The sequence below is a fragment of the Dethiosulfovibrio salsuginis genome, assembly GCF_900177735.1.
In the GTDB taxonomy this organism is placed as follows: domain Bacteria; phylum Synergistota; class Synergistia; order Synergistales; family Dethiosulfovibrionaceae; genus Dethiosulfovibrio; species Dethiosulfovibrio salsuginis.
In genome coordinates this window covers 1-11753 of record NZ_FXBB01000053.1, presented here as the reverse complement: position 1 = coordinate 11753, position 11753 = coordinate 1, and the positions used below count along the sequence as shown (strand labels likewise).

Here is an 11753-nt window from a genome sequence, read left to right as displayed (position 1 = left end):
AGGGCCATAAAGGAAGTGGCCTTCAGCTTCCCCATGAGCCGGATAAAATCGTAGAGCATCTGCCCTCACAGTGCGAGAGCTGCGACCAGAAGGATATCTGAACCGCTGAAAAAGGTTCCTGCCTACCTACTGGAAAGGGGGCAAGAGGCAGGCCCAAAAAAGGTAAGGCCAGGAACCTCCTGGAGAGATTTAGGGACCATAAGGAGGAGATCCTGCTCTATGCCAGGGACTTTGCGATCCCCTTCGACAATAACGAAGCTGAGCCATCCGCAACTTCAAGGCGAAGCTTAAAATATCGGGCTGCTTCCGAACCTCGGAAGGGGCTAATGACTATGCCAAAATAATGTCGTTCTTTATCACGGCGAAGAAGAACTCGATCAACATCTTCGAGGCCATGTCTATGGCTCTCGATGGTCAGATTCTCTTCCTGGATGGGGCGACTGAATAGTTACCAGGGCGTAGACCTTGCCGGTGGACCGGGAGGTCGCCTCTATCCTGTAGAGAGAGGAGGGAGACAGCTCCCCAGATAAGGGACGACTGTCCAAAGAGTAATCCCAGGCCTTGAATATCCCGGGACGAACGACATTTTCGCCGTTCTCGTCCACCAAGGGGACGTATTCGTCGCCGGATGCGACAAAAGGCACGTAGGTTCCGTACATCTTTGTCGCACATCCGAACTGCCAGCCTAAGCGGACGTCCAGATCGAATGGACGAAGCACGCCGTCCTCGCACTGAACATCGGCCAAAGATTGAAGAAGCCTGAACGTCGTTCCCCTGTTCATGCAGGTATGTTCCGAGGGAACAGGTGGCTCAACCCAAAAATCGGATCCCGCGACCAACCCCAGATCGAAGAACTTCATGTCTTTTCCTAAACCTACCTCCACCTTGAGCCTGTCAGCAGACGACCAGGCAAAGCCCTCCCCATAAAACCCGAGCGACAGGGCCACCATCGCTAAGGCAGCACACAACAGACGAGCCTTTCAACCCATACACACACAACTCCCTTCATAAAGACACAAACTTAGTTAGTCAACCCTAACCAAGCAGTATACCGTTTTGAGCTTGGATGTCAATAAGATAGATCAATCTTTTTTCACCGAGGCCTTGTACTTAAGTTTTTTTTGCCCCAAAATAGCCTAAGGGAAACGGAACTAGGAGGGATTGAACGATGGAAAGCAAGAAGACATACGATGACGTCGTGGCCTTTCACGGACATAGTTGTCCTGGTCTGGCCATAGGGATAAAGGCGTCGGAGCTGGCCCTCAGAGAGTTAGGGGAGGGCGACGGAGACGAGGAATTGGTCTGTGTCTCCGAGACCGATATGTGTGGAGTGGACGGAATACAGTATATGACGAACTGCACCGTGGGAAAGGGCAACCTTATCCTGCGAAACTACGGAAAAGTGGCCTTCACCTTCTACCGCAGAAGGGACGGCAAAGGTCTCAGGCTGGTCTTAAAGGACAGCCTAAAAAGGGATATGGAAAGGGATGAGTACAGGGATTATCTACTAAAGTCCAACGCAGAGGAGCTTTTTGACGTAAAAACACCCAGAGAGCCCCTTCCATCCATGGCCTACAGAGAGTCGAGCCTCAGATGCTCGAGGTGTGGCGAGGGAACTATGGAATCTCTCACCAGAAACCTGGACGGTCAGGTTTACTGCCTACCGTGTTTCAGAGAAATCAGACCTCAACGATAGGAGTGATCGAAGATGGAGAACAGGGAGAGAGCGCTGGAGAGGATCAAAAAATGTGAGCCAATCGCCTGGGCGAACGAGGATAAAATCCCGTCATCCTTGGCCCTAAGGGGAACCGCAGTCTCTATTTCCGATGTCCTGGACGCTCAGGCTAGGCTGGATAGATTCGCCCCCTACATAGCCCTGAGGTTTCCAGAGACAGGAGACGGCATTATAGAATCTCCAATCTCGGAGGCCCCCGAGCTGGCCTCCGCTATCTCAGAAGGCTACGGAGTGGAGGTTCCAAGGCTTCTCCTCAAGCGAGACAGCGACCTACCGGTAGCGGGATCCATAAAGGCCAGGGGAGGCATCCACGAGATACTCGCACTAGCCGAGGGCCTGGCGGTAAAGGAAGGCCTTTTAAGGATAGAACAGGATTACTCCATACTGGCGAGAAGGGAGTTCAGAGACTTTTTCTCCAAGTATTCTGTGGCTGTGGGATCCACTGGAAACCTGGGTATAAGCGTCGGCATTATGTCCGCCGAGCTCGGCTTCGACACGACCGTACACATGTCCCAGGACGCAAAAGAGTGGAAAAAATCCCTTTTACGGTCCAAAGGGGTCACGGTAATAGAGCACGAAAGCGACTACTCCGAGGCGGTCCACCAGGGTAGAGACATGTGTGAGTCCAGGGAAAACTGTTATTTCGTCGACGACGAAAGGTCCTCTCTCCTTTTCTCTGGCTACGCAGTGGCGGCACTAAGACTGAGGGATCAGCTAAAATCGCTATCCCTGGAGGTAGACTCAGATCACCCGTTAAGGGTCTATCTGCCCTGCGGTGTGGGAGGAGCACCAGGAGGAATCGCCTTTGGCCTAAAACAGATATACGGAGATTCGGTACACTGCTGGTTCGTGGAACCGACCCACGCACCCTGTATGTCCCTGGCTATGGTCTTAGGCCGACCGGACGTATCGGTGTCCCAGTTTGGAATAGACGGGGTCACAGAAGCGGACGGTCTGGCGGTAGGAGCCCCTTCGGACATGGTATGGTCCATGTGCCACAGACTTATAGACGGCATAATCACCGTCGAGGACGACTCGCTGTACGAACTACAGTATCTAATGGACCGAGATCAAGGGGTTAAAGCAGAACCTTCCGCGGCGGCGGCCCTTTGTGGCTTGACGACCCTTGAACCTCTCCCAGGAGAGGCCGCCATAGCCTGGCTCACAGGGGGGAGCTTCCTGCCTGAAGACACATATAAATCCATGCTAAAGCATGGAGGGGACTTGTGGAGAGGAAAAAGGTAGGGTAATATCTTTCCATCGAGGCAAAAAAGAGGACACACTGTCCCATATTCAGAGAAAGCAAGAGGAGGAGTACACATGGCGTTTCTGTCGGACATAGAGATAGCCCAGCAGGCAAAGATGAAGCCCATCACCGAGGTGGCGTCCCAGCTAGGTGTAGGGGAAGAGGACCTTGAGCATTACGGCAAGTACAAAGCTAAGGTTTCCTACGATCTCTGGGACAAGGTCAAGGACAGGGAGGACGGCAAGCTGATTCTGGTCACAGCCATCACCCCGACCGCCGCAGGAGAGGGAAAGACCACTACGTCGGTGGGACTGGCTCAGGCCCTAGCCAAGCTGGACAAGAAGACCTCCCTCGCCCTCAGAGAGCCCTCCTTAGGACCTGTCTTCGGCGTCAAAGGCGGAGCCGCCGGAGGTGGCTACAGCCAGGTGGTCCCTATGGAGGACATAAACATCCACTTCACCGGAGACCTCCACGCCATCACCGCAGCCCATAACCTGCTGGCGGCCATGCTGGACAACTCGATCCACCAGGGCAACGAGCTCAACATCGACCCCAGGAGGATCGCCCTCAAGAGGGTCATGGACATGAACGACCGTGCCCTCAGGGACATAGTCATCGGCCTTGGCGGCAAGCCCAACGGCGTTCCCCGTCAGGACGGCTTCGACATCACCGTGGCTTCTGAGGTGATGGCAATTCTCTGCCTCTCCACCAGCATCTCGGACCTCAAGTCCAGGCTCGCAAAGATCATCGTGGCCTACGACTACGAGGGCAAGCCGGTGACCGCAGGGGACCTTAAGGCCCACGGCGCCATGGCGATGCTGCTCAAAGACGCCCTGAAGCCCAACATGGTCCAGACGCTGGAGCACGTTCCGGCTTTCGTCCACGGCGGCCCCTTCGCCAACATCGCCCACGGCTGCAACAGCGTCATGGCGACCAGATACGGCCTCAAGCTGGCGGATTACTTCGTCACCGAGGCTGGCTTCGCCGCCGACTTAGGGGCGGAGAAGTTCCTGGACATCAAGTGCCGTATGGCGAACCTCAAGCCTAACGCGGTGGTGATAGTGGCCACAGTAAGGGCCCTGAAGGTCCACGGAGGGGTTGCCAAGGAGAACCTTGGCGAGGTCAACATGGAGGCCCTGGCCGCCGGTATCCCCAACTTAGAGAAGCACATAGAGAACATGAAGTCCTTCGGACTTCCGGTGGTGGTGGCTATCAACGCATTCCCCACCGACACCCCTGAGGAGCTCAAGCTCGTCGAGGAGAAGTGCGCCGCGCTGGGAGCGCCTGTGGCCCTGTCGGAGATATGGGCCAAAGGCGGCGATGGCGGCATCGACCTTGCAAAGAAGGTCATAGAGGCCTGCGATCAGCCTAACGACTTCCACTACCTCTACGACGAGAAACTCTCCCCTAAGGAGAAGATAGAGACCATCGCCACTAAGATATACGGAGCCAACGGCGTGGCCTTCACCGCTCAGGCTCAGAAAGACCTGAAAGCCATCCACGACCTTGGACTGGACGACCTGCTCATCTGCATGGCTAAGACCCAGTCCTCCATCTCCGACGACCCGGCGAAAAAGGGCAGACCTACCGACTTCGAGGTCACCGTCAGGGAGATAAGGATTTCCGCCGGAGCGGGATTCCTGGTAGCCATCACCGGTTCCATCATGACCATGCCCGGGCTTCCTAAAAAGCCCTCCGCCGTCGCCATCGACGTCGACGAGCACGGAAAGATCTCAGGGCTGTTTTAGTTCCGCACATCAAAACGGGGGCCTTGCGGTCCCCGTTTTTTTTGCCTATAGTGGAGCTACAACGACGGAAAGAGGTGATGTGCCGTGAGGAAAGGTATTATAGCCGCAGCTCTCCTGTTGCTCCTAGCTGTAGCCGGACAGGCAACAAGCTCGGAGGTCTACCACTGGAGGCTAGCGGAAGAAGAGGTTGAGGGAAGCGTCTGCGACCTCTACGCCAGGGAGTTCGCCAGATTGCTCGACGAGAAGTCCGATGGCAGGATCAGTCTGACTATCTTCCCTCTCGGGACTCTGGGGACGCCTCAGGAGATCTACCAACTGTGTCGCCAAGGCTCCATCGAGTTTGTCCTGGACGGCGCAGGACAGGTAGGCGACTTCGTCCCTGAAAATCAGGTATTCTCCATACCTTTTTTGTTTCCCGACGATCAGGATCTCAACGAACATATACTGGATACCAGCAAAGCCCTTAACGAGACCCTTACGTCTGTATACGAAGAAGACGGCGTCACGGTGTTGGCCTACTGGAGCGAAGGGGCTATGGACTGGACCTCCAACAGGCCTTTACTGCACCCTAAGGATTTTAAAGGGCTAAAAATCCGAACCATGCCCTCGGGGATAATCGCCGAATCCTATCGGATACTAGGGGCAGACCCTAAGGTCGTCTCCTTCATAGAGGTATACAGTAACCTTCAGCTTGGCATAGTTGAGGCTCAGGAAAACGCCCCTTACATAGTGCAGGAGATGGGGTTTATGGATTCTCAGAACTACTACATAAGGTCTCAGCACAAAATCTACGTCATGCAGACCATGGCTAATCTGAACTTCTGGAGTTCTCTCCCTGAGGACATCAGGGCCATAGTGACCGAGTCGATCGAGGAACTTCGTCCCTACGGGATGAAGGCACAGATGGACCTCAACAAAAAAAGGCTTGAGGAGATAAAATCCTCTATGTCCAGGGGGCAAAGGTATCTGGAGCTCGATAAATCCCACCGCCAGGCTTTTATAGAGGCCATAGGGGATAAGGTCGAACTACTCTATCTCGAGAAGGTCCAAGACAAAGGGAAAGGCTCTCTTATTCTGAAAGAACTGAAAGAAGAAATTAAAAGGGCGAGCCCCTTGCCATAAAAGGCAAAAGAAGGCAAAATAGGTTCCCGACTCAGGGGGATACCTGAGAAAATCCGAGAGGAGAGAGATAAGTGAAGTTTTCGACCCGTAAACTGGTAATACTGGCCCTTATGGTGAGCCTCAACGTGGTCCTCACCAGGTTTGCCAGCGTGAGAATAGCCATAGGAGGAATCGAGGGAATCCGAATAGGCTTTGGAACCTTCCCCACCATACTGACCGGACTGACAATGGGCCCTTTGGCAGGAGCTATGGTAGGGGCGGTAGGCGACGTAGTGGGATTCGTCCTTCACCCTATGGGGGCCTACCTGCCTCACTTTACGGTGACCGCCGCTCTGACAGGTATTCTGCCCTCTCTTTTCTGGAAAGCCATTGGGAAATCGGAGAGATTCCTGCCTGTGATGACCGCCATAGGAGGAAGCCAACTGGTCACCTCGGTGATACTTGTCCCCATTCTCCTTAACCACCTCTTCTCCCTTCCGATGGCAACCACCATACCAGGAGCAGCGGTGAGCCTCATAATGGCGGCTCCGGTGTACACCATGCTATTTCTGAGGCTCCACAGGGCCATCGATCCATCGGCGATAGCGATAAAGGGATAGAGTTTGAAAATAAAGACCACCTACGACCTAAAGGTCGTCGGTGGTCTTTATTTTCATGAGCCACAGCCCCGCCAAGGTGGTCATCGGGACCGTCAACAGCAGGCCGATAGTACCGGCTAGACTTTGGACCAGTTCCTGGCTCACTATAGGATCGTTGAAGAGAAAGGCGAAAGAGGGCTCTGAGTTGACCATCATCATGGTCATAACCAAAGAGGTCCCGAAATAGGCCAGTATTAAGGTGTTGATCATACTACCCAATATTTCCCTGCCTACGGAGGTTCCTGCCTTCCAGAGCCTCGGCTTAGGTATAGACGGATCGTAGTCCGCCAGCTCCGCCATAGCGGAGGTCACCGAGATAGCCACATCCAGGACCGCACCGATAGACCCTACCATCACCGAGGCCAGAAAGATGCCCCTCATATCGTACCCTGGGAAGGTGCTGGCGAAAAGGGTGGCCCCGTCGCTGCCTAATCCCGTGAGCTGCCAGAGCCAGTTTGCCGATGCACCCATCGTATAGGCCGCTACAGCCCCGCCCATAGTCCCTAAAAACACCACAGGTCTACAGTGGGGCCTCCTGACCACCAGAAAGATGGTCACCGCCGAAAGGACGGCCAAGGCCACCATGGCACAGGGAACGGGAGGATACCCCGCCAACACCGCAGGCACGAATCCCTTTACCAGGACAAGCAGGGATATGCCTAGCCCCATTACCGCCCTAGCTCCTGTCCAGCCTGCTATGATACAGACCGAGAGGACGGAGAACAGCAGAAAAGAGATTACCCAGGGGAGCCTGAATCTATCGGTCACCGAATACTGGACGAACCCATCGGGGAAGCGATCGGCCATAAGGATATAGCTTCTGCCTGAGCTCAACTTTAGGTGGCTTTCCTCCAGCTGTTCCACGGTGATAGATCCGCTGTCCCCTGCGCTCTCGCCGGATAAAAAGGTCACCAGAAGGTCGAAGCTCTGAAGCAGCCATCCTTCATCGGACTCTCCCTGAACCGGAGAGAGTCGAACCGCCTCCAGCCTGACCACCCAGCTATCCTCGTAATCCCACGCCTTAATCACTATATTCCCTACCCCGACTCCGACAGCCCACGCTAGAACCGACGCTAAGAGCATAGCACCGGTCGTCTTTAACGTTTTTTTCCTGTTCAATGAAAGTCCCCCTTTCGGCCTACAAGACCACAGATATAACAGCTTTATCCGATTTACGCAATGGAAGGGCTTGATTATATCGACACTTGAACATATAATCATATGTACAAGGAGGTGTCCAACTTTGGACAGGACAAGAGAGTTTCTCGACGATCTTAGCTCTATGTTCAAGGCCCTAGGAGACCCTACGAGGCTGGGGATTGTCCTAGGTCTGATGGAAGGAGAAAGGTGCGTATCGGACCTGGCTTCGTCGATGGACATAAGCGAATCATCGACGTCCCATCACCTAAGAGGTCTGAGGCAACTACGGGTAGTAAAGCGAAGGAGAGAGGGTAAAAGGCTGTTTTATTCCCTCGACGATCATCACGTGTATCTCATATTGACCATCGGTCTTGAGCATCAGGCCCATAAGGATAGGGAGGAGTGCTAAATATGTACGGCTTTATAACTTCGGTATTAAAGGAGACCGTTTCCATGTTCCTCGACGCCGCTCCTTACATGACCTTGGGGATTCTCATAAGCGGCCTTTTGAAGGCCTTCATAGATCCATCCTGGGTGCAGCGATATCTGGGAGGCAAGGGGCTTTCCCCGGTTTTCAAGGCCTCTATCGCTGGAATACCTCTTCCCCTCTGTTCCTGCGGGGTTATTCCAGCGGCGGCGGCCTTAAAAAAGCAGGGAGCGTCCTCTGGGGCTACTGTGTCCTTTCTGATCTCCACCCCACAGTCAGGGGTGGACTCTATAGCCTTGAGCTACGCCCTGCTGGACCCTGTGATGACCGTGGCCCGTCCGATTGTGGCATTTATATCCGCCTTCGTAGCCGGTGGACTATCGGTTTTCTTCGGAGGCCCAGAAACCGAAACCACAGGGAAATCGGACTGCTGTTCCGATCACTGCCACGATCACGATCACGGCCATGGCGATCGCCACAACGATGGGCATAAAAGGACTTTAAGGGAGAGGATCAGAGAGGGGGTCAGCTTCGCCGTGGTGGACATATGGGGAGATCTATCCAAAATGTTTTTCATAGGAATACTGCTATCTGGCCTTATATCGGTGGCGGTTCCTCAGAGCTTTCTGGAGAAGGCGTTAGGCGGCGGCCTTTCCTCCATGCTTCTCATGACGGTGGTCGGAATCCCTATGTATATCTGTGCGACCTCATCGACACCTCTCGCTGCCGCTCTAATCCTTAAGGGGGTCTCTCCAGGTGCCGCTTTGGTCTTCCTTATGGCTGGTCCAGCGACGTCGATCATAAACCTACCCCTTCTCCACAGGATACTGGGAACCAGGAGGCTTGCGATCTACCTGGGATCTATCGTATCGGTAGCGGTGACCGCTGGGCTTGTGGTTGACCGTATCTACGGCGCTTACGGCCTATCGGCCCAGGCTATAGTAGGCCAGGGATCGGAGCATCTACCTCAGTGGGTTCACATCGCAGGAGCGGTAGCTCTGCTGTCCATGTGGGCCTACAACTGGGCTAAGGACAGGTCAAAAAAAGGAGACAAAATGGCCCTTTCCTGTAATAGAGGTTGATGGACAAAGGCCAAAGATCCGATAATATATACAGGTAACCGACCAGCTTGAGAGGGGGAATCGTTATGAGGATAGACAGGATCGCACCGGCAAAGACTCCTCAGACGGCAAAAGAGCTGATAGAGGAATACAAAAAATCGGAGAAAAAAATCGAAAAAACGTTAACTGATATGGTCGATATTCACAACGATACCGTCAGGGAGGGACAAGAAAGGCGTAAGGCCTTTTACGAGATGAAAGACCTCAAAAAGAAAGCTCAAAAAAACAGGGAAAAGACGCGGGAGCTGGCGGAGGAAGACTGGGAAGAGAAAAAGCAGAGGCAGGAACTCCTGGCACAGAGGCGATACGAGAGGGAGTCTAAGTGGAGACGGATGACCGAAAAAGCCACCTAAAAAGTGTTTGACAAAACGAACTCCAGGGTGTATCCTATGGTCAGTCGGGAAGTTAGATAGAACGAACTCCCCTTCCGTTCTTTCCTGACATGATGTCAATTCCCCCTCTCAATGCGGAAGCCCGGTTCCCCCCGGGCTTCATCTTTGTTCGGGAGAGCAGGAGGTATAACGTTGGAGATTTTCTGTCACCACGTCTACAAATACTGGAAAGGGCTCAGAAACCTGATCCTCCACACCGCGCCTATATCGGACCTTCCGGCCATAGTCCACAAGCTGGATCACTACGGCATTCCCTATCTGGTACATCAGATAGGCGAGGAGAGGGTAAACGTCTTTTTCGGCCATCCTGACTGTATATCGGTGGTCCAGAGGTTTGGCACCATAGACCTGTCCAGGCTGACCGACGAACAGGACTTCATCCTGGGGATAATGCTGGGATACGACAGGATGAAGCAATGCTCCAGATACCTCAAGAAAAGACACGATAGAGAAGAACTCATAGGATAACCAACAGGGGCCTTTAGAAAGGCCCCTGTTTTTACTGCGTCTCTACTTTAACCCATAATGGCCTAGAATGAGATCGTAGGTACCGTCTTTCTTTATCTCCTCAAGCCCTCTGTTGAAGGCCTCTATAAGCTCTTTATGCCTGGGGTTTGCAAGGCCTGAGGTGACGTGAAGAGGCTCTACGGAAAGGGCGTTCTCGGTAAAGGCGATTTTATCCGCCAGATCGGTGCCCATAAGCAAGGAGCTGGCGACCACCTCGTCCTCTACGGTCAGGTCTATCCTTCCCGCCGCCAGCTTCTTTGCGTTTGTCATAAAGTCCGGCGCTGCCTCTCTATTAAAGCCTTTAGCGTTCATAAACTCGTCGCCGTAGCCGTAGTCCCGAACCACCCCTACGGTAAGGCCTTTCAAGCTGCCCACTCCATTGTACTCAAAGTTACTTCCTTTTGGTTTTATAAAAACAAGACGGTTCTCCCCATAGGGCTCACTGTAAAACATGGTAGATTTTCTGGCCTCGGTAACCCATACGTAGAGCAAAAAGTCATAGGTTCCTTTTTTTACCCCATCCTCCGCCCTGGCCCAGGGCATAAAGGACATTTCAAACCTGTATCCCTGGGTCTTCATGGCGGCCTCGGCTATCTCCACCGCCAATCCTTTAGATTGTTTTTCCGGATCTCCAAAGGGGGGCCAGGGATCGCCGACGGCGGTGACCACCTTATCCGCCCCCCAGCAGGAACTCGCCACAAACACCAGCGACAACAAAGCTAACACGAAGACTCTCTTCACGTAAACATCTCCTCTCTCTCAGATCATACCTCAGACAAAGATAAACTCACTTCGAGCATTTCATCTCTATCCCTTACGTCCATATTATCATAAAGGGGAAACAGATCGCAACGACTCTCGTCGGGCATGGAGAGGCTGATGTCTATAAGAGCTCTCGAATTTTCTAAAAACATATCCACCACCTGAGGGTCAAACTGTGCTCCTCGCTCTTCCCCCAGAAAATCCAGCACCCTGTCCATATCCCAGGCCTTTTTATAGACCCTGTCGTGGCTCAGGGCGTCGAACACGTCGACCACGGCCACTATTCTGGCCTCCAAAGCGATAGATTTTCCCCCTATCCCTCTGGGATAGCCTCCGCCATCCCACCTTAGCCTTATGCACCAGAGGGAGCGCACTATCGGTTTTGCCGTAGAGTTCTTTTTTCTTACGCTTAACATAAGCAGCTACTGTTCGATACGGGCAGTCAAAACTATCAAAACTCTCCACAAGTCTATCGTATATACGACGAGCTGTGTGACGCTGCTTCCTTCTTGCTCGCTTATCTTCTTCAAGCCAACCGTCTACGGTCGCCATTTAGGGCTCTAGCTTAGGCTGTGCCCTGCTCTCTTTTCCAACAGCAGGAAGGTTAACGGTGAACTACCCCCACTTATAGAAGTGGGGGCTTCCTGGTCAATATCTCTAACGAGACAAGTTTCCCCAGGCTCTGAAGTTCGTCCCGACCTCGTGAGTACCAAAGCTACACTGCCGTGCTAATTTCGGTGGGCAGAGCTAGTTTCAGTAGGTTTTGTGCCGCATTTACGTCCCTGTCGTGATGTGTACCGCAACTTGGACATACCCACTCCCTTAGGGCTAAATCCTTTACCAGTGGGTTTTTATAGCCACATTCAGAGCACAGTTGGGAGCTGGCATAATTTGCCCCAGCTATTATCGGATCTC

At 53.3% G+C, this 11753-nt stretch carries 14 protein-coding genes; 9 read left to right on the top strand and 5 right to left on the bottom strand.

What is annotated here, in order from left to right; genetic code table 11:
- Positions 1–398 precede the first annotated feature (398 nt).
- Positions 399–950 carry a hypothetical protein gene (locus B9Y55_RS12485; protein WP_234986243.1) on the bottom strand — a complete coding sequence of 184 codons (552 nt, stop codon included), beginning with the start codon at positions 948–950 and terminating at the stop codon, positions 399–401.
- Between the two features lie 218 nt (positions 951–1168).
- On the opposite strand from B9Y55_RS12485, the gene B9Y55_RS12480 reads away from it, so the two are divergent.
- From B9Y55_RS12480 to B9Y55_RS12460, 5 genes are all read left to right on the top strand, one after another.
- On the top strand, positions 1169–1696 hold the full coding sequence (locus B9Y55_RS12480; protein WP_085545676.1) for an FmdE family protein: 528 nt from the start codon (positions 1169–1171) through the stop codon (positions 1694–1696).
- Positions 1697–1708: 12 nt separating this feature from the next.
- Positions 1709–2980 (top strand): D-serine ammonia-lyase, encoded by a 1272-nt coding sequence (locus tag B9Y55_RS12475; protein ID WP_085545675.1) that lies wholly within the window; start codon positions 1709–1711, stop codon positions 2978–2980.
- Positions 2981–3055: 75 nt separating this feature from the next.
- Positions 3056–4729 (top strand): formate--tetrahydrofolate ligase, encoded by a 1674-nt coding sequence (locus B9Y55_RS12470; protein ID WP_085545674.1) that lies wholly within the window; start codon positions 3056–3058, stop codon positions 4727–4729.
- Positions 4730–4813: 84 nt separating this feature from the next.
- On the top strand, positions 4814–5851 hold the full coding sequence (locus tag B9Y55_RS12465) for a DctP family TRAP transporter solute-binding subunit (protein ID WP_085545673.1): 1038 nt from the start codon (positions 4814–4816) through the stop codon (positions 5849–5851).
- 71 nt (positions 5852–5922) lie between these two features.
- Positions 5923–6450: a folate family ECF transporter S component gene (locus B9Y55_RS12460; protein ID WP_234986242.1), complete on the top strand. Its 528-nt coding sequence runs from the start codon at positions 5923–5925 to the stop codon at positions 6448–6450.
- A gap of 27 nt (positions 6451–6477) precedes the next feature.
- Here the strand turns inward: B9Y55_RS12460 and B9Y55_RS12455 are convergent, their stop codons facing one another.
- Positions 6478–7608 carry a YibE/F family protein gene (locus B9Y55_RS12455; RefSeq protein WP_159448356.1) on the bottom strand — a complete coding sequence of 377 codons (1131 nt, stop codon included), beginning with the start codon at positions 7606–7608 and terminating at the stop codon, positions 6478–6480.
- A 124-nt stretch (positions 7609–7732) separates the two neighbouring features.
- Between B9Y55_RS12455 and B9Y55_RS12450 the strand changes: the two genes are divergently transcribed.
- The 4 genes from B9Y55_RS12450 to B9Y55_RS12435 all read left to right on the top strand — a co-directional run bounded on the left by B9Y55_RS12450 (position 7733) and on the right by B9Y55_RS12435 (position 10037).
- Positions 7733–8038 carry an ArsR/SmtB family transcription factor gene (locus B9Y55_RS12450; protein ID WP_200806683.1) on the top strand — a complete coding sequence of 102 codons (306 nt, stop codon included), beginning with the start codon at positions 7733–7735 and terminating at the stop codon, positions 8036–8038.
- A gap of 2 nt (positions 8039–8040) precedes the next feature.
- A complete protein-coding gene (locus B9Y55_RS12445; RefSeq protein WP_085545671.1) occupies positions 8041–9138 on the top strand; it encodes an SO_0444 family Cu/Zn efflux transporter in 1098 nt (365 codons plus the stop codon).
- Positions 9139–9203: 65 nt separating this feature from the next.
- Complete coding sequence (locus B9Y55_RS12440; RefSeq protein ID WP_085545670.1) at positions 9204–9530, top strand: hypothetical protein; 327 nt, start codon at positions 9204–9206, stop codon at positions 9528–9530.
- Between the two features lie 171 nt (positions 9531–9701).
- Entirely contained in the window at positions 9702–10037 is a 336-nt protein-coding gene (locus tag B9Y55_RS12435) for a DUF2023 family protein (RefSeq protein ID WP_085545669.1), read from the top strand.
- Between the two features lie 42 nt (positions 10038–10079).
- Here the strand turns inward: B9Y55_RS12435 and B9Y55_RS12430 are convergent, their stop codons facing one another.
- The 3 genes from B9Y55_RS12430 to B9Y55_RS12420 all read right to left on the bottom strand — a co-directional run.
- Entirely contained in the window at positions 10080–10817 is a 738-nt protein-coding gene (locus tag B9Y55_RS12430; protein ID WP_085545668.1) for a substrate-binding periplasmic protein, read from the bottom strand.
- Between the two features lie 23 nt (positions 10818–10840).
- Complete coding sequence (locus B9Y55_RS12425; RefSeq protein WP_085545667.1) at positions 10841–11254, bottom strand: HD-GYP domain-containing protein; 414 nt, start codon at positions 11252–11254, stop codon at positions 10841–10843.
- A gap of 299 nt (positions 11255–11553) precedes the next feature.
- Positions 11554–11753 (bottom strand): zinc ribbon domain-containing protein (locus B9Y55_RS12420; RefSeq protein WP_143340947.1); only part of this gene is annotated, 200 nt, incomplete at its 5' end.

Excerpts from the sequence above, each read along its gene's own strand:
- B9Y55_RS12485 (WP_234986243.1), bottom strand. The coding sequence starts at position 950 with ATGGTGGCCCTGTCGCTCGGGTTTTATGGGGAGGGCTTTGCCTGGTCG.
- B9Y55_RS12480 (WP_085545676.1), top strand. The coding sequence starts at position 1,169 with ATGGAAAGCAAGAAGACATACGATGACGTCGTGGCCTTTCACGGACAT.
- B9Y55_RS12475 (WP_085545675.1), top strand. The coding sequence starts at position 1,709 with ATGGAGAACAGGGAGAGAGCGCTGGAGAGGATCAAAAAATGTGAGCCA.
- B9Y55_RS12470 (WP_085545674.1), top strand. The coding sequence starts at position 3,056 with ATGGCGTTTCTGTCGGACATAGAGATAGCCCAGCAGGCAAAGATGAAG.
- B9Y55_RS12445 (WP_085545671.1), top strand. The coding sequence starts at position 8,041 with ATGTACGGCTTTATAACTTCGGTATTAAAGGAGACCGTTTCCATGTTC.
- B9Y55_RS12440 (WP_085545670.1), top strand. The coding sequence starts at position 9,204 with ATGAGGATAGACAGGATCGCACCGGCAAAGACTCCTCAGACGGCAAAA.
- B9Y55_RS12425 (WP_085545667.1), bottom strand. The coding sequence starts at position 11,254 with ATGTTAAGCGTAAGAAAAAAGAACTCTACGGCAAAACCGATAGTGCGC.